This is a genomic window from Moraxella nasicaprae (genome assembly GCF_025643275.1).
Classification (GTDB): domain Bacteria; phylum Pseudomonadota; class Gammaproteobacteria; order Pseudomonadales; family Moraxellaceae; genus Moraxella; species Moraxella nasicaprae.
In genome coordinates, this window is the sequence record NZ_CP089977.1 from 956,079 (window position 1) to 974,130 (window position 18,052).

General features: G+C 44.3%; 13 protein-coding genes, 3 tRNA genes, 3 rRNA genes and 1 other RNA gene. 3 read left to right on the forward strand and 17 right to left on the reverse strand.

What is annotated here, in order from left to right; genetic code table 11:
- Positions 1–15: 15 nt before the first annotated feature.
- From LU297_RS04485 to nfsA, 13 genes are all read right to left on the reverse strand, one after another.
- Entirely contained in the window at positions 16–1,119 is a 1,104-nt protein-coding gene (locus LU297_RS04485; RefSeq protein WP_263077219.1) for a KpsE/RkpR family capsule polysaccharide export protein, read from the reverse strand.
- On the reverse strand, positions 1,097–1,768 hold the full coding sequence (locus LU297_RS04490; RefSeq protein ID WP_349773722.1) for an ABC transporter ATP-binding protein: 672 nt from the start codon (positions 1,766–1,768) through the stop codon (positions 1,097–1,099). The genes LU297_RS04485 and LU297_RS04490 overlap by 23 nt, the downstream gene beginning before the upstream one ends.
- Before the next feature lie 5 nt (positions 1,769–1,773).
- Positions 1,774–2,586 (reverse strand): ABC transporter permease, encoded by an 813-nt coding sequence (locus LU297_RS04495; RefSeq protein WP_263077221.1) that lies wholly within the window; start codon positions 2,584–2,586, stop codon positions 1,774–1,776.
- 128 nt (positions 2,587–2,714) lie between these two features.
- A 5S ribosomal RNA gene (rrf, locus tag LU297_RS04500) occupies positions 2,715–2,828 on the reverse strand.
- 136 nt (positions 2,829–2,964) lie between these two features.
- Positions 2,965–5,823 (reverse strand): 23S ribosomal RNA (locus LU297_RS04505).
- Between the two features lie 272 nt (positions 5,824–6,095).
- Positions 6,096–6,171, reverse strand: a tRNA-Ala gene (locus tag LU297_RS04510).
- Between the two features lie 7 nt (positions 6,172–6,178).
- Positions 6,179–6,255: transfer RNA gene (locus LU297_RS04515), tRNA-Ile, on the reverse strand.
- A gap of 61 nt (positions 6,256–6,316) precedes the next feature.
- Positions 6,317–7,845 (reverse strand): 16S ribosomal RNA (locus tag LU297_RS04520).
- The 16S, 23S and 5S rRNA genes sit together here with 3 tRNA genes alongside, the layout of an rRNA operon.
- A 423-nt stretch (positions 7,846–8,268) precedes the next feature.
- Positions 8,269–8,345, reverse strand: a tRNA-Met gene (locus LU297_RS04525).
- 66 nt (positions 8,346–8,411) lie between these two features.
- Positions 8,412–8,753: RNase P RNA component class A (gene rnpB / locus LU297_RS04530), an RNA gene on the reverse strand.
- Between the two features lie 25 nt (positions 8,754–8,778).
- Positions 8,779–9,024: a YfhL family 4Fe-4S dicluster ferredoxin gene (locus LU297_RS04535; RefSeq protein ID WP_263077222.1), complete on the reverse strand. Its 246-nt coding sequence runs from the start codon at positions 9,022–9,024 to the stop codon at positions 8,779–8,781.
- A 3-nt stretch (positions 9,025–9,027) separates the two neighbouring features.
- A complete protein-coding gene (gene coaD / locus LU297_RS04540; protein ID WP_263077223.1) occupies positions 9,028–9,522 on the reverse strand; it encodes a pantetheine-phosphate adenylyltransferase in 495 nt (164 codons plus the stop codon).
- Between the two features lie 111 nt (positions 9,523–9,633).
- Positions 9,634–10,416, reverse strand: coding sequence for an oxygen-insensitive NADPH nitroreductase (gene nfsA / locus LU297_RS04545; RefSeq protein WP_263077224.1), 783 nt, complete (start codon positions 10,414–10,416; stop codon positions 9,634–9,636).
- A gap of 136 nt (positions 10,417–10,552) precedes the next feature.
- Between nfsA and smpB the strand changes: the two genes are divergently transcribed.
- Positions 10,553–11,017, forward strand: a complete 465-nt coding sequence (gene smpB / locus LU297_RS04550) for an SsrA-binding protein SmpB (RefSeq protein ID WP_263077225.1) — start codon at positions 10,553–10,555, stop codon at positions 11,015–11,017.
- Positions 11,018–11,055: 38 nt separating this feature from the next.
- On the opposite strand, the gene rarD is transcribed toward smpB, so the two are convergent.
- The gene (rarD, locus tag LU297_RS04555) at positions 11,056–11,985 is read right to left on the reverse strand and encodes an EamA family transporter RarD (RefSeq protein WP_263077226.1); all 930 of its coding nucleotides are present in this window, start codon (positions 11,983–11,985) and stop codon (positions 11,056–11,058) included.
- A gap of 151 nt (positions 11,986–12,136) precedes the next feature.
- Here rarD and LU297_RS04560 point away from each other — a divergent pair, with 151 nt between their 5' ends.
- Complete coding sequence (locus tag LU297_RS04560) at positions 12,137–12,604, forward strand: Lrp/AsnC family transcriptional regulator (RefSeq protein WP_263077227.1); 468 nt, start codon at positions 12,137–12,139, stop codon at positions 12,602–12,604.
- 26 nt (positions 12,605–12,630) lie between these two features.
- Positions 12,631–13,221, forward strand: coding sequence for a hypothetical protein (locus LU297_RS04565; RefSeq protein ID WP_263077229.1), 591 nt, complete (start codon positions 12,631–12,633; stop codon positions 13,219–13,221).
- A 60-nt stretch (positions 13,222–13,281) separates the two neighbouring features.
- Here the strand turns inward: LU297_RS04565 and LU297_RS04570 are convergent, their stop codons facing one another.
- The 3 genes from LU297_RS04570 to ligA form a co-directional block, all read right to left on the reverse strand.
- Complete coding sequence (locus tag LU297_RS04570; RefSeq protein ID WP_263077230.1) at positions 13,282–15,015, reverse strand: hypothetical protein; 1,734 nt, start codon at positions 15,013–15,015, stop codon at positions 13,282–13,284.
- Between the two features lie 126 nt (positions 15,016–15,141).
- Positions 15,142–16,014 (reverse strand): DMT family transporter, encoded by an 873-nt coding sequence (locus tag LU297_RS04575; RefSeq protein WP_263077231.1) that lies wholly within the window; start codon positions 16,012–16,014, stop codon positions 15,142–15,144.
- Positions 16,011–18,044, reverse strand: coding sequence for an NAD-dependent DNA ligase LigA (gene ligA / locus LU297_RS04580; RefSeq protein ID WP_263077232.1), 2,034 nt, complete (start codon positions 18,042–18,044; stop codon positions 16,011–16,013). The genes LU297_RS04575 and ligA overlap by 4 nt, the downstream gene beginning before the upstream one ends.
- Positions 18,045–18,052: the final 8 nt, after the last annotated feature.

Below are 18,052 nucleotides of genomic sequence, written 5' to 3' on the forward strand. Positions count from 1 at the left end.
TACTCGGTCATTACCTTACTTGCCGTGGTCTCGAATGATGGCCAAAATCAACACCACAAAACCATACAAAATCAATAAAAACGCCAAAGAAGTGCCAATCACATAATGCACTCGTGGATATTTGGCTTCTTGGGCTTTATGTGGCGATGAAATGATGATGAGATTTTTCATCTTACGAATCGCCTCAATGCGAGAATTTTCCAGCGAAGTCAAGGCAAGTTTATACAATTCATTAGCAAATTCAACATCTGCTTTCATCGCTTCAAATTGAACGGTTTGCTGATTTAATTTACTGTCTTTTGGTGAGGTTAATTTTGACTGCTCTTCTTGAATCTGTTTTTCTACCGAAGCGATTTGGCTACGCAAACTCACCACTTGTGGTGCTTCTGGATTTAGGTAGCTGAGCAGCTGGCGTTCTTCGGTACGCAATGTACTCAACTGATTTTGCAAATTTGCCAATACTTGATTGACAATTTGGGCATTCATTTGTGGATCAAAAATCTGATTACTGTTCTGATAATCCAGCAATTTATTTTTGGCAACATTCAGTCTGGCCTCAGCATCTGTCACTTGCGTGGTCACAAACGCAAGCTGCTCACTGGCAACCTGTTTGGAAATGTCATTCACAAATTTTTCTGACTCTCCCAAAATGGCACGATTTAGCTCCAATGCAAATTCGGGTGTAAAGCCCTGAGTGGTCAGCGTCAATACCGAACTTTGTTCATCAAGACTGACCGAAACTCGTTTTTTAAAATAGCGAATCAACTCTTCTTGGCTGGCGTCCTGCTTAATTTCATTGAAAAAATCATCGCCATTAACACGAAAACTTTTACGAAAATCAAAGCGTTCATCTAACTTGGCAATCATATCATTAGATAAGATATATTCTGTCAAATAAATGGCGTCATCACGATTGGTATTATTCACCCCAAGCAGTGCCGATATGCCTGTACCGCCAGCATTTTGCTCACTAACCTGCTTAATGACCACATTCGAAGTGCTGACATAGCGTGGATTGGCAAATGCCAGCATATAGCAAATGATTGCAACCCAAGGTACTACAACCAGTAGAACAAACAATCCCTGATTGATTCTTTTATTTCTTAGCTTGATGGACATGCTCGTTATACACCTCGATTGCTTGTTTTATGTCATTAAATACATGGGCGGTTTGATTCATCAACACCACGCCAATATCGCAATTTCGCTCAATATCACCCAAATTGTGCGACACCACCAAAAATCCCGCTTGCTCTCGTCTAGCTTGCAACACCTGTTCACTGCGTTTACGAAATGCTGCATCGCCCACCGCACTGACCTCGTCTAGCATATAATAGTCAAAATCAAACGCCAAAGACAAGCCAAAAGTCAAGCGTGCCTTCATGCCTGATGAATAGCTTTTCACGGGCATGTCAAAATATTTGCCAATATCAGCAAATTCTTCAACAAAACGAATCTTTTCATCAATATAATCAGAACTAGAATATAAACGACACACAAAACGAACATTCTGCCTGCCTGTCAAACTACCCTGAAAGCCGCCAGCCACACCCACAGGCCAAGAGATTGTGCTATTCGTCAGCACTTCTCCGCTGTCAGGCTCATCAAGTCCGCAAATAATCCTTAGTAGCGTTGATTTACCTGCACCATTTCGCCCAAGTAGACCAACGCTTTGCTTATCTTCGATGGTAAAATTCAAATCTTTAAACAAATAATGTCGACCTTGTGGGGTCATAAAAGATTTGGTAATGTTTTTAATCTGTATCATATCAATTATTTACTACGAATCAAATCCCTCTCTGTTGCTTTATACAACAACAGTCCCAAAAGCATCACAAAAGTCGTCCAACCCCAAAAATACAACATGCTGACATGATGAATCGGATAGGCTGGTGATAAAGCATGTCGCATCAATTCAAGGTTATGAATGAATGGATTATACATCAAATAGCTCAAATAAGGTTCTGGTATAATATGCACCGAATAAATCACGCCCGATGAAAAATACAACATCGTAAACAAAATATTGATGATTTTACCAATTTCTCCACCATAATGTCCAACAATCATCAAAATCAATGCTAAGCCCAAACTAAACAAAAACATACCAAGCCAACCTACTAGCACGATATGCAGATTTTCAAGGCTAAATTCGATGCCAAAAAACCACAATCCAGCCATCAATAATAAGAAAGTAAAAAAATAAATTGCCAGCTCTAAAAATGAGCGTGCAAAAACCACATCAATGTGTCGCACCGCCCGATACATCAACAACCCTTTGTTTGCATCTACCGCCCCCAAAGCTCTCAAAGCGATTCTCTGCATCATATAAAAAGGAATAATACCTGCCAATAAAAATAGCATATAGGATATGCCAGGCGTTACCTTATTCATAATCGTCCCAAAAATCACCATCAATAGTGCTACCTGTGCCAGCACTTCAAGCGGTGCCCACAGATAACCCAAACGATAGCTACCAAAACGAGTCTGTAACTCTCTCATCAATAATGCATGAAAAGCGGCAAGCATCACAGCCAGACCACTGCGTTGCTTAACAGGTCGATAGGGAGGCAATTTGATAGACATAATAAAAATATATTTTCTAGAAGCAATAATCTACTATTATATAATAATTTCCCTGTCTTATACTTATTATATTTGTAACCCCAAAAAACCCCCTCCATCATCCGACAGAGGGGGTTTTATTAATAAGGTGCTGACGATGACCTACTCTCACATGGGCGAACCACACTACCATCGGCGCTAAGACGTTTCACTTCTGAGTTCGGGAAGGGATCAGGTGGTTCCATCTTGCTATTGTCGTCAGCGTAAAAGGATTAACAACGCTGCTTATGAGTCTGTTATTTTATTTTTCAATTTAAAGCATTGACTAAATCAAGATTAAGGTAATCATTACACTTTATCATACAACACTGTCAGTGATTTAAACCACTTGGGTGTTGTATGGTCAAGCCAAACGAGCAATTAGTATTGGTTAGCTACACATGTCACCATGCTTCCACACCCAACCTATCAACGTCGTAGTCTACAACGGCTCTTTAGGGAAATCTAATCTTGAGGTGGGCTTCCCGCTTAGATGCTTTCAGCGGTTATCCCATCCGAACATAGCTACCCGGCAATGCGACTGGCGTCACAACCGGAACACCAGAGGTTCGTCCACTCTGGTCCTCTCGTACTAGGAGCAGATCCTCTCAAATTTCCAACGCCCACGGTAGATAGGGACCGAACTGTCTCACGACGTTCTAAACCCAGCTCGCGTACCTCTTTAAATGGCGAACAGCCATACCCTTGGGACCTGCTTCAGCCCCAGGATGAGATGAGCCGACATCGAGGTGCCAAACACCGCCGTCGATATGAACTCTTGGGCGGTATCAGCCTGTTATCCCCAGAGTACCTTTTATCCGTTGAGCGATGGCCCTTCCATACAGAACCACCGGATCACTAAGACCTACTTTCGTACCTGCTCGACTTGTGGGTCTCGCAGTTAAGCGCGCTTTTGCCTTTATACTCTTTGGACGATTTCCGACCGTCCTGAGCGCACCTTCGTACTCCTCCGTTACTCTTTAGGAGGAGACCGCCCCAGTCAAACTACCCACCATACATTGTCCTTGATACTGTTATATCTAAGTTAGAACCCCAACATAACCAGGGTGGTATTTCAAGGATGGCTCCATAGGAACTGGCGTCCCTACTTCAAAGCCTCCCACCTATCCTACACAAGTTAGGTCAAAGTTCAATGTAAAGCTGTAGTAAAGGTTCACGGGGTCTTTCCGTCTAGCCGCGGGTACACAGCATCTTCACTGCGATTTCGATTTCACTGAGTCTCTGCTGGAGACAGCGCTGCCATCATTATGCCATTCGTGCAGGTCGGAACTTACCCGACAAGGAATTTCGCTACCTTAGGACCGTTATAGTTACGGCCGCCGTTTACTGGGGCTTCGATCAAGAGCTTCGCTTACGCTAACCCCATCAATTAACCTTCCAGCACCGGGCAGGCATCACACCCTATACGTCCACTTTCGTGTTTGCAGAGTGCTGTGTTTTTAATAAACAGTTGCAGCAGCCTGGTATCTGCGACTGCCAACAGCTCAAAGAGCAAGTCTTATCACCATCGGCAGCGTACCTTCTCCCGAAGTTACGGTACCATTTTGCCTAGTTCCTTCAGCAGAGTTCTCTCAAGCGCCTTGGTATTCTCTACCTGACCACCTGTGTCGGTTTCGGGTACGATTTCTTTATGACTATCGCTTAGAAGCTTTTCCTGGAAGCATGGTATTTGCCACTTCGCTAGTAAACCTAGCTTGCTATCAGATCTCAGTAATAGCCTAGCGGATTTGCCTACTAAGCCTACCTACATCCTTCCACCTGGACAACCAACGCCAGGCTGACATAACCTTCTCCGTCCCTCCATCGCATCATAAACAAGTATCGGAATATTAACCGATTTCCCATCGACTACGCCTTTCGGCCTCGCCTTAGGGGTCGACTCACCCAGCCCCGATTAACGTTGGACTGGAACCCTTGGTCTTCCGGCGAACGGGCTTTTCACCCGTTTTGTCGTTACTCACGTCAGCATTCGCTCTTGTGATACCTCCAGCACACCTTACGATGCACCTTCACAGGCTTACACAACGCTCCCCTACCACTTAATTGAAACAATTAAATCCGCAGCTTCGGCTCCTAGTTTGAGCCCCGTTACATCTTCCGCGCAGGCCGACTCGACTAGTGAGCTATTACGCTTTCTTTAAAGGGTGGCTGCTTCTAAGCCAACCTCCTAGCTGTCTGTGCCTTCCCACATCGTTTCCCACTTAACTAGGAATTTGGGGCCTTAGCTGGCGGTCTGGGTTGTTTCCCTCTTGACGACGGACGTTAGCACCCGCCGTCTGTCTCCCGGATAGTACTCTTGGGTATTCGGAGTTTGCATCGGTTTGGTAAGTCGGGATGACCCCCTAGCCGAAACAGTGCTCTACCCCCCAAGGTATTCGTCCGAGGCGCTACCTAAATAGCTTTCGGGGAGAACCAGCTATCACCGAGTTTGATTAGCCTTTCACCCCTATCCACAAGTCATCCCCTACCTTTTCAACGGGAGTGGGTTCGGTCCTCCGGTGCCTGTTACGGCACTTTCAACCTGCTCATGGATAGATCACTCGGTTTCGGGTCTATACCCTGCAACTATGTCGCCCTATTAAGACTCGGTTTCCCTACGCCTCCCCTACACGGTTAAGCTTGCTACAGAATATAAGTCGCTGACCCATTATACAAAAGGTACGCCGTCACGGAACAAGTCCGCTCCGACTGCTTGTATGCACACGGTTTCAGGTTCTATTTCACTCCCCTAACAGGGGTTCTTTTCGCCTTTCCCTCACGGTACTGGTTCACTATCGGTCAGTCAGGAGTATTTAGCCTTGGAGGATGGTCCCCCCATCTTCAGACAGGATTTCTCGTGTCCCGCCCTACTTAATATGTCGCATTTGCAGTTTCGCATACAGGACTATCACCTACTATGGTTGGCTTTCCCACGCCATTTTGCTACTACAAGTTTGATCGGCTCCTCCCCGTTCGCTCGCCGCTACTTGGGGAATCTCTATTGATGTCTTTTCCTCGGGGTACTGAGATGTTTCACTTCTCCCGGTTTGCCTCTTATCCAAAGGATAAGATAACCAACTTAGGTTGGTTGGGTTTCCCCATTCAGAAATCGCCGGGTCACAGGATATTGCCACCTCACCGACGCTTATCGCAGGCTATCACGTCTTTCATCGCCTCTGACTGCCAAGGCATCCACCATGTGCACTTCATTACTTGACCATACAACCCCAAGTAGTCTTGGTGTTATAAGGGTAATGTGTAACGATTTACCTATGTTTACGCTTGATTCAGTTCTCTTTACTTTAAGTAAGTACATTTTGGGGTGTACTTACTATGGTAATTTATTTGTTGGAATTAAATAAATTACCCAGACTCATAATCATGTTGTTAAATAATGTTCATAAACTTCGTCAGCTTATAAGATGTTTTTATGCTTTATATTAAAGCATAAAGAAGAAATCTTATCAAGATTGCTTTTTTATGTTTTAATATGGTGGAGTTAAGGAGAGTCGAACTCCTGACCTCCTGCGTGCAAGGCAGGCGCTCTACCAACTGAGCTATAACCCCATTTAAATGGTGGGTCTAATAAGACTTGAACTTATGACCCCCGCGTTATCAACACGGTGCTCTAACCAACTGAGCTATAGACCCGTTTTAAACATCTTACTAAAGAACAACTTGTTGTGGATTCTTACCAATCAGATAATCTCGTTAAGGAGGTGATCCAGCCGCAGGTTCCCCTACGGCTACCTTGTTACGACTTCACCCCAGTCATCGACCCCACCGTGGTGATCGCCCTCTTGCGTTAGGCTAACCACTTCTGGTGAGATCAACTCCCATGGTGTGACGGGCGGTGTGTACAAGGCCCGGGAACGTATTCACCGCAGCATTCTGATCTGCGATTACTAGCGATTCCGACTTCATGGAGTCGAGTTGCAGACTCCAATCCGGACTACGATTGGCTTTTTGAGATTAGCATCACATCGCTGTGTAGCAACCCTTTGTACCAACCATTGTAGCACGTGTGTAGCCCTGGTCGTAAGGGCCATGATGACTTGACGTCGTCCCCGCCTTCCTCCAGTTTGTCACTGGCAGTATCCTTAGAGTTCCCACCCGAGGTGCTGGTAACTAAGGAAAAGGGTTGCGCTCGTTGCGGGACTTAACCCAACATCTCACGACACGAGCTGACGACAGCCATGCAGCACCTGTATTCTAATTCCCGAAGGCACTCTCGCATCTCTGCAAGATTCTAGATATGTCAAGACCAGGTAAGGTTCTTCGCGTTGCATCGAATTAAACCACATGCTCCACCGCTTGTGCGGGCCCCCGTCAATTCATTTGAGTTTTAACCTTGCGGCCGTACTCCCCAGGCGGTCTACTTATTGCGTTAACTGCGTCACTAAGTCTTCAAGAGACCCAACGACTGGTAGACATCGTTTACGGCGTGGACTACCAGGGTATCTAATCCTGTTTGCTACCCACGCTTTCGCACCTCAGTGTCAGTATGATGCCAGGAAGCTGCCTTCGCCATCGGTATTCCTCCAGATCTCTACGCATTTCACCGCTACACCTGGAATTCTACTTCCCTCTCACCTACTCTAGTTATCCAGTATCAGATGCAGTTCCCAGGTTAAGCCCGGGGCTTTCACATCTGACTTAAATAACCACCTACGCGCGCTTTACGCCCAGTAATTCCGATTAACGCTTGCACCCTCTGTATTACCGCGGCTGCTGGCACAGAGTTAGCCGGTGCTTATTCTGTGGGTAACGTCAGGGCTAATGGGTATTAACCACTAGCTTTTCCTCCCCACTTAAAGTGCTTTACAACCAAAAGGCCTTCTTCACACACGCGGCATGGCTGGATCAGGCTTTCGCCCATTGTCCAATATTCCCCACTGCTGCCTCCCGTAGGAGTCTGGGCCGTGTCTCAGTCCCAGTGTGGCTGATCATCCTCTCAGACCAGCTACAGATCGTCGCCTTGGTAGGCCTTTACCCCACCAACTAGCTAATCCGACTTAGGCTCATCTAATAGCGAGAGCTTACGCCCCCTTTCACCCGTAGGTCGTATGCGGTATTAGCTATCCTTTCGGATAGTTATCCCCCACTACTAGGCAGATTCCTAAGCATTACTCACCCGTTCGCCACTAGGTATCAGGAGCAAGCTCCCTAACCTCGTTCGACTTGCATGTGTTAAGCCTGCCGCCAGCGTTCAATCTGAGCCATGATCAAACTCTTCAGTTTAATCTTGTTTTGCCTACTTGATATTTACTTAAAAAGTAAAATAAAAAGTTAGGACTTTTTATTTGGCTCATTTATTATTACTAGCAAAATTTGCTCATCGTGTAAATGAATTAACTTTGAGTATTTTTACTGTACTTAATAAATGATAATATATATTATCGATTATCTTGTATTCGTAAAAATCCACACAAGTTGTTCTTTAGATTTGATTTTAAATAGTTTTTAGTCATACTATCATCTAGTTAATGACCTGAGCCTTATATTATAACCTATTGGTTTTTAAAGTCAAGGCTTTTTTTGAATTTTTTTTCAAAATTTTCATTTTGAATTTGTTGTCAGCTTTATCGCTAACTTGTCCGAACTATTATACTGATTTAAAATCTAATGTCAAGCATTATTTTTAAATTTTTTCATTTTAATAGTTGGTGGCGATGAAGAGACTTGAACTCTTGACCTCACGATTATGAGTCGTGCGCTCTAACCAGCTGAGCTACATCGCCGTTACAGGTTGGCAATTATAGCATAGATTTGTTACTTGTCAATAACAAAATCAATTTTTTTATAAAAATTTTGGCAGACCGATAAGCCGGGTTCTGTCGTGGACAATCATTCATCTAGGCGTACCATCGCTGATACGCTCAAGCAACCTACCCGTGTTCTGTGCGGGCAACACATTGAACACCTATTTGGTCTTGCTACGAGTGGAGTTTACCTTGCCATGTCCTGTTGCCAGTCATGCGGTGTGCTCTTACCACACCGTTTCACCCTTACCTTATAAAATATAAGGCGGTCTATTCTCTGTTGCACTTGTCGTAGGCTTTCGCCCCCCAGCCGTTAGCTGGCACTCTGCCCTATGTAGCCCGGACTTTCCTCCCGTGCTAAGCACCAGCGATTGTCTGGTCTGCCGATGACTATTATAACATCATTATTGGCTTATTGGGTAAGTTTTTGATATTTTGCTAATAATTGTTCTTGGGTTTCAGGATATTTTGGGTCTTTGGGAATGCAATCCACAGGACAAATGTCCACACATTGAGGTGTATCATAATGCCCAACGCACTCGGTACACAAATCAGGATTGATGACATAAATGTCGTCACCTGCATAAATGGCATCATTTGGGCAAACAGGTTCGCAGACATCGCAGTTAATGCATTCTTCGGTGATTTTTAATGCCATAATCTACCCCTGATGAAACTTATTTGCAAATGCACGAAGCACCACAGGTGGCACAAATTTGGTCACATCACCACCCAATTTTGCCACTTCTCGCACCAATGTTGATGACACAAATGAATATTCTTGTGAAGGCGTTAAAAACACCGCCTCGAACGCCTCATCAAGACTGCGGTTCATGCTTGCCAAGCCAAATTCATATTCAAAATCAGACACCGCTCTAAGACCTCGCAGCACCGCTGATGCACCTTGCTCACGAGCCAGCTCCACCAACAGCCCCTCAAATCCAACAACTTGAACTCGTGAATCATCAGCAAATGAAGCTTTGACCAATGCCACCCTTTCATCAAAATCAAACAACGGCTTTTTATGATGGGCAAATGCCACTGCAATAATCACTTCATCAAATAGCTTTAAAGCACGATTGACAAGGTCAATATGCCCATTGGTAATCGGATCAAAAGTCCCTGGATACAAAACTTTTTTTGGTTGGTGTGTCATAAATCAAGCATGATAGAAAATAATGGCTATGGTAGCAAATTTTAGCTCATTTTAAAACCATCACTGATGATAAAAAAGTCGCCACTATGGACGACTTTTGATACCAATCTATCATCGCTTGGCAAACCCTTGCTTTTGTAGATAGTCTAGAACAAATGGACGCACTTCGCCGCCAAAGGTTGAGCCAATTTGAGCTTTCCAGTCCAAATCCAATCCTCGTCCCTGATAGTACTCTCTGACTACTTCATTGTAGGCGGTCAGCTGCTCATCGCTCGCAACTTGGTAGGTGTCTGTTGAAACCAGTACATCAAGCGGTAATCTTGGGCGTTGTGATTGGTTGATTTTTGAGCTCATGTCAGGGTGTCCCAAACACAGACCAAATAATGGCACGACATGCTCTGGCAGACCCAAAATCTCGCCCGCTCTGGCGATGTCATTTCTAAGGCTACCAATATACACCCCGCCTAAGCCCAAACTTTCAGCAGCGGCAAGCACATTTTGAGCCATCAAGGCTGCATCAATCGCCCCAATCAGAGTCACTTCCGTCCAATCTGTCTGCACATCAGCAAGCTGATGATGTCGTTTGCCGTCCATGCAAAAAATCAAATATTCCGCCGCTTCTTCAACATACGCATGACCCAAGCGTTTGCCTTCTGCCAATGCTTTTTCATAGTCATCAGCACTCAAATCACAGGAAATCTGACGCAAAGCGGTGCGTTTGGCTGGGTCAATCACACGAATGATACTACACGCCTGCAAAAAGCTGGAAGTCGAAACCGCTCGACCTGCTTCTAGCACTGCCGTCAGCATTTCCTCAGAAATCGGCTCGCCTGTGTATTTGCGGATTGAACGATGGTCAAGCAAAGTTTGTAAAGTTGGTTTGCTATCTAGCATAACGATTCCCATATCATCTAAAAATTTTTACCATCTTAGCAACTATCCTGCATAAAGGCAACCCAAAACCTGCTATCATCTTTGATAAAATTTGTTATAATGCCATCAAAATAACAAAAATCGGAAAGTTATCATCATGGCAAAAAAACCCTCCAATCAAATCTGTGCCAATAAAAAAGCTCGCCACGAATATTTCATCGAGGACACTTTTGAGGCAGGCATTGTCCTAGAAGGCTGGGAAGTCAAATCCATTCGTGCTGGTAAAATGAGCATCACCGAAAGCTATGTCATCTTTAAAAATGGCGAGGCATTTTTATTCGGAGCACATATTCAGCCACTGTTGACCAGCTCAACACACATCAATCCTGACAATCTGCGTACCAGAAAGCTACTGCTTAACCGTCGTGAAATTGACAAATTATTTGGCATGGTCAATCAAAAAGGCTATGCAGTAGTGGCATTGTCTTGCTACTGGAAAAACAGCAGGGTCAAATGCGAAATCGCTCTTGCCAAAGGCAAAAAACTACACGACAAACGAGCCACACTAAAAGAAAGAGACTTTGCTCGTGATAAACAGCGAGGGTTTAAAAACCAGCATTGACCAACCATAAAAAAGCACCTTGATTTAGGTGCTTTTTTTTAGAGGGTGTCATCAACAGATTTTTTGTGCCAAATGCCCTGTACAATCAGACAGACGACCGCCAGCCAAATCAGTCCATAACTGGTGAGCATCTGCACATCAAACACCCCACCAAGTAGCGTAACTGATAAACCAAATAGCAGTACAGGCTCCAAATAACCAAGCATGCCAAATAAACTGACAGGCAACAAACGACTTGCCTCAACATTACTCAAAATCGCCAGCACACTAATTGCCCCAAGCCCAAATACTTTGGCAAGCAATACGCCAGAAGTGCCGACCGTACCAATGTCCATCATCGCCAAATACGCCAAGCATACAGGGGCAATGATGGACACATCAAAAAACAACCCCGCCAAAGCACTGACCGCCACTTTGCGTCGCATCACATAATAGATGGGATAAGTGCCACACACCCACAAAGTCGCCCAACTGACGCTACCCGTCCGCCATATTTCACTCGACACACCCATGACTGCCAGCAAGACGGCCATTTTTTGTAAGGCGGACAGCTTTTCGCCAAACAGCCAGCACCCTGCCAGCACCATTGCCAAAGGAAATAAAAAATAACCCATCGCCACCTGCACGCTCTGCCCATGCACAGGTGCCCACATGAACAGCCACAGCTGACTTGCCAAAATGGGCGTGGGTGCAACAAAATACAACCAAGAATCAATTCCCTTAATGGTAGATAATTCTTGTTTGACTTGTGCCAAACGACCGCTAACCATCAAAAACACAGTCAAGCACAGCCACATCATGACCATTCGCCACAAAAATATCTGCGTGCCTGACAAAACCGTCAGCCATTTGCCATAGCCATACAAAACAGCAAACAAGAGATTTGAAAAAATTGCCAAGAACACCCCAAATACCACAGGACTTTGTTTGATGGCGATGCTTGGCATGGATAAGGATAATGAACTCATGGTTAATGACTGACAACTGATGAACAATGGCAGATATTTTAAGAGATTAAACTAAGAAAATATGTCTATTTTTGAGTATTTTTGATTTTATTTTGCGTTATTTTATGATTATTGATAAAATTTATCATATTTTTGGAAAATATCTTGCTTTATGACATTAGATAATATTGATAAAAAAATTCTCAACCTGCTACAAGATGATGCCACATTGCCACTCAAAACCATTGCTGAGCAGGTCGGTACTTCGCCTGCCACCGCTCAACGAAGAATTTTGGCACTCAGCACAGAAAAAGTCATCGAAAAAACCGTCGCCATCGTCAATCCCATCAAGGTTGCCAAGCCACTGTTGGTGATGGTTTTTGTGAAAATGGTGCAATCAAACAGCCCCATGCAACATCGGTTTGAGCGACTGATGGCGGCACACCCCAAAGTGATGAGTTGCTATGAGATTTCAGGCGATGACGATTTTGTGCTGATTGTCGCCAATCAAGACATGCAAGATTATCATCGTTTCGTTCGCCAAATGCTGACTTATGAGAATAATGTGGCAAATTTTAATAGCCAATTTGTGATGAATTCGGTAAAATCAGGACATAAAATCAGTCTAGATACTGAGTGATACTTTTTTATCATCAGGATAACATCATGAAACTTAAACAACTTGGTGCCATCTTGGCACTATTACCACTGATTGCCTGCACCGAAAAACCAGCAGATGACCTGCAAAGCAAAGCAACATCAGAACCTACCCAAGCCTCATCAATAGACCCAACCAATCCGCATGATTTAAAGGCATTGGCACAAGAACTGCAAAAAACAGGTCATACAGTCGCTGACGAGCCAGTCGCCAAACCCATCAAAACAGACGATGGTCGAGTGCGAGTGGATTGGTCGCTGATTGACACCAAAGTCAAACCCGTCAATCCAAACAGCTATGACTATCCATTTGCCGAAGACAGTCAGCCTGTGCAAAATTATGCCAAAGCCTACAACATTACCCCAAAACAAGCCCAGCACGCCATGATGCTAAGCATGGCAAGCCCAGAGGCATTGGGGAAAATTTTAGATCAGCTTTCTGATTATTACATCGGTCATGAAGTCATCGATGGACACCCTGCCACGCTGGTCATTCATACCAAAGCAGACGTTGTCAGCGAGCAGCACGACTATGTATTTGCTGACAAATTTGGCGAAGGGCTCATCTTGCCCATTGAAATTCGCCCAAAAAAAGAATGACAAAAAAAATCCCGTCTGATGGCGGGATTTTTTATTGGTTGATGATGCAAAATACACACATCAACCAGCCAGTCTATCGACTTGCTCATCAACAAATGCACACCCAGCAACACCGATGCTTAGCTGCGTGGTCAGTTCTTGGGTAAAAATCTCATTTTGATGACTTAAAGAAATAAAAATCTGATATTGTGCCTTTGGTAAATCTTGCACATCAATGCCTGACATGCCCATTGACGCAAAATAACAGGACTCATAACCGCCATAGGGGTTGCCGATTTTTTCTGACAAATTAGGCTTGATGACTTGCCCCAAGACATAGGAGAAAATTTCTCCTGTTTGTTTGTTTTTGAGTGCCACATAATATCGTCCCATATGAAAGGTGTACATATTGACCCCTTTGACAATAAACACGCCTTCTAGATGAAAACGAAACCCTTTTATCCACGCCTGCTCAATGTCAAAATAGCCAACAAATTCATTATCAATGTCAATAATATTCCTTTTGGTCAAAAAAATTTGTTGTGTTTGTCGATGATTGACACTAAAAATACGATATTCATGGTCTTGATGAATGCTTTTAATATCCAGTTCTTTTTTGTAGCGAAGATTTTGGGATAATTTCTTACCTTTATTGGCACAAATACCAATGCTTAATTTATAAGTAGCACACGGTAAAGACGCCAAATCAATGCCCTCAAAATTCATCGTTGCCACACCAGAAGCCGTATAATCATAAAATACGCCATCATACATGATGCGACTTTGAGCCCTATGAGGAACTGTACCCAAAGCAAATTCGTATTTTTGTTGGTCATCAGCAATATTTTGCATGCCCAAGCATTTTTGTAGGTATTTATAATTGGGTGCATCGTAGTATTTTAGGCACGCCAACCCTTCAAGAAACAACACGCCTTGATTGATGTTTAACTTGGATATTTCGTTATAAGCAGTAGGCTTGGCTGTCGATGCTTGTTTGCGATGTTGCAAGATTTGCTTGGCTTGCTGATTGGGCATTTGCAAAAAACCAATCTGCATGTCATCGAACGCCTGCTTGGGCAACTGAACAAAAATATTTTGGGTGAGTAAATTGGTGATGGATAAAATATCTTGCAAAAAATATGCCGCCACTTGGTCGTGCTGAAATGCCAATTTAGAATCTGTAAAAAACACATTCACATTTTGATACTTGGCATTTAGCCAATGCAACAGGTCTTTTTGTCCATATTGCAAATAAAATCGGTCATTGCTGGATAAAAATAGATAAATGTTTTTATTGACGCACGCATCACGATTGATAAGGTCAATCAACAAATTATCATAGGAGCAAATCGTCTGTTTATCGATGTCTTTGCCCATCACACGGCAAGCTGCCAAGACATCACGCTCCATCATGCGACTGCCTACATATCCAACGAACGAGGAGGAGACGATATTGGGAAATCCATATTTTAGCCCAATATATAAAGCGGCAAATCCACCCTTAGACGCACCCAATAATGTGCATTGTTCCTTAGATAGACCAAGCATTTGTAAAGTGTCATTGATAAGCGAATGGATTGCATCAGAAAAAGCAAAACAACCATCATTGCCCAAATAATAAGACCACGCTCCCTCAAAAACATCATCAATCATCAATAAGCTGCATTTTAGAAAATTGATTGAATTCTCAAAATCCCACCCTCGATGGCGATGACCATTGAACACCACCACCAAATGGGCGTGGTCTTTGCGGTTTGACTTAAAAATATGGCGAACACCATAAGAATATCGTACTTGACTGTGTGCCTTGGGCATCATTGCCTCCAAATGAATCATTATTATGTATCATATTTTAACACAATAAAATATATTAGCAATAATAATGATAAGTAATATCATTTAGAATATCAAATCAGCCCTTGATGATGTCTTTTGCCATGTTTAACGACTCAAAGACCCTCTATAAATCGCCAACATCGTCAAAAACACCCCTGTCCATTGAGCAATATTGATGGATTTGTGCAACCAAAAATAATCAATGAGCAATGCCGCCACAGGCTCAGACAACAGCAATAATCCTGTCAAAGCCAAACTCAGTCTTGGAATGCTATAAGCAATCAAGCCCCATGCAAAACACTGCATCAAAGAACCATACACCAAAATCCAACCAACCTGCTCCCATGAAGTTGGTAGGATTTTACCAACATCAAGCCACCACATGAACGGCAAGACACCCAACATACCGCCAACGCCGATGAGCGACATCAACACAAAAATCGGCACTTCTTCGTGTCGATGTGCTTGCCTGATAAAGACCATTGAAATCGCCAAACACGCCCCTGACAATATCCCCCAAACAAACCCCCAGCTTGCCAGCTGATTTTGGGCAAATTCTGGGCTGGCGATGAATGCCACGCCAAGCACCGCCAATATTAAGCTGACTACTTGGGATTTATTTTGCTTTTCGGCAAAACAAAGCCAACCGATGAATGCCAAGAAAAAAATCTGCAAGCTATTGAGCAAAGTGGCGATGCCTGGCCCAACAGCACGAATGCTTTCATGCCACAACGCCAAATCCAAGCCCAATGCCACGCCCGACAGTAAAGCAAAACACGCCGCTTGACGACAAATGGCAAATCGATGACCAAAAAACTTTGCCAAACTCACAAAAATCAATGACGACACAAGCAATCGCCAAAATGCCATCGCATACGAACCCACAGGCACATGAGCCACAATCAAACTGCCCAAGCCAAAAATCACACAGCCAATCAGCAATCCTGCCATCGGCAATAAGCGGTTTGATTGATTCATAAGGTTGATTGTTCAAGCATCGCCAAAAAGGCGGTTTCATCAATGATGTCAACACCAAGACTTACCGCCTTGTCCAGCTTACTGCCTGCCTTCTCGCCTGCCAATACTTTGGTGGTCTTGGCTGACACACTACCAGCAACTTTTGCCCCCAAGGCAAGCAATTTTTCCTTAGCCTCATCTCGTCCCATGCTTGCCAAAGTGCCTGTCACAACCCAAGTTTGACCTGATAGCGGCAAATCCTGAGGCACACTCATCGTCTGCCAACTGATGCCAGCAGCAAGAAGTTTGTTCACCACCACCATGTTGTGCTCTGCTCTAAAAAAGTCATGAATCATCTGTGCGGTAATCTCACCAACATCAGCCACCGCCAATAAGCTGGGCAAATCAGCTTGTCGAATCTGCTCAAATTCGCCAAAAGTTTGTGCCAAATTTAAAGCCGTGCTTTCGCCCACGCCACGAATGCCTAATGCAAAAATAAAGCGCGGCAAAGTGGTTTGTTTGGATTGTTCGATGGCGGCAAGCATTTTGGCAACTGATTTTTCGCCCAAGCCCTCCAAAGTCATCAAATGGTCAGCCTGAGTGTGAAGCTCATAAATATCGGCAACTGTCTGAATCAATCCCATCTCAAAAAACTTCACCAGCCATTGTCCACCCAAACCATCAATGTCCATCGCTCGGCGTGATACAAAGTGAATGAGTGCCTCTTTTTGTTGAGCAGCACAAATCAGACCGCCTGTACAACGAGCCAATGCCTCACCTTCGGGCAACGACACAGGCGACTGACACACAGGACAATGACTGGGCAAAATGATGGGCTTGGCATCGGCTGGACGCAGCTCTGGCAACACCGATGAGACCTTTGGAATCACATCGCCAGCACGATGCACGCTGACCATATCGCCAATCATCACGCCCAAGCGACCAATCTCGCCAAAATTATGCAAAGTCACATTACTGACCGTCACACCCCCCACATTGACAGGTTCTAGCTTGCCCACAGGTGTCAGCGTTCCTGTTCTACCCACTTGCCATTCGACATCAAGCAGTCTGGTTGGTACAGTTTGGGCAGCAAATTTGTACGCCGTTGCCCAGCGTGGCTCACGGCTCAAAAAACCAAGTCGCTGCTGCAAAGACAAATCGTTCACCTTGACCACCAAGCCATCAATCTCAAATGGCAACTGTTCACGAGTCTGCACCACTTTGTCATAATATGCCTGAATTTGCTGCTGATTACGAGCAACAGCGAATGGCGAAGTCTCAAAACCAAGCTGACCAAGCCACGCCATCGCCTTTGACTGTGTCTCAATATCATCAGGCAAGCCTTGATTGACCGAATAACCAAAAAACGCCAATGGTCTGGCAGCAGCGATGGCAGGATTTAGCTGTCTTAAACTGCCAGCAGCGGCATTTCTAGGGTTAGCAAAACCTTTTTCGCCCTTAGCTTGGCTATCACGATTGAGCTTTTCAAAGCCCGCCTTTGGCATCAATACCTCGCCACGAACCTCTAACAACTCAATGTCTTGGCAGGCTGGCAACACCTGAGGTAGATTGCGAATGGTGCGAACATTATGTGTGATGTCCTCGCCTGTTTGTCCATCGCCACGAGTGATTGCCTGCACAAAAACACCATATTGATATTTTAAAGACACCGCCAGACCATCGAGTTTTAGCTCCATTTCATACTCTGGCACCACCTGTTCAAGTCGCTCATTGGCACGACGCAAAAAATTTGCCAAATCCTCGCCATCAAATACATTGCCCAAAGACAACATCGGTATGTCATGCATCACCTGCGTAAAAAACGGCAAAGGCTCTCCACCCACAGTCTGCACAGGGCTGTCAGCTTGTACCAAACTTGGATATTGGCTCTCTAATTGCACTAATTGTTGTCTCAATGCATCATACTCGCCATCAGTGATGGTTGGATTATCCAGCACATAATAAGCATGATTGTGTTTTTTTAGCACCTCAATCAAGGCACGCATCTGTGTGATGATGTCATCATCAATCGTTGCAAATAAATCGGTCATATCGCCAG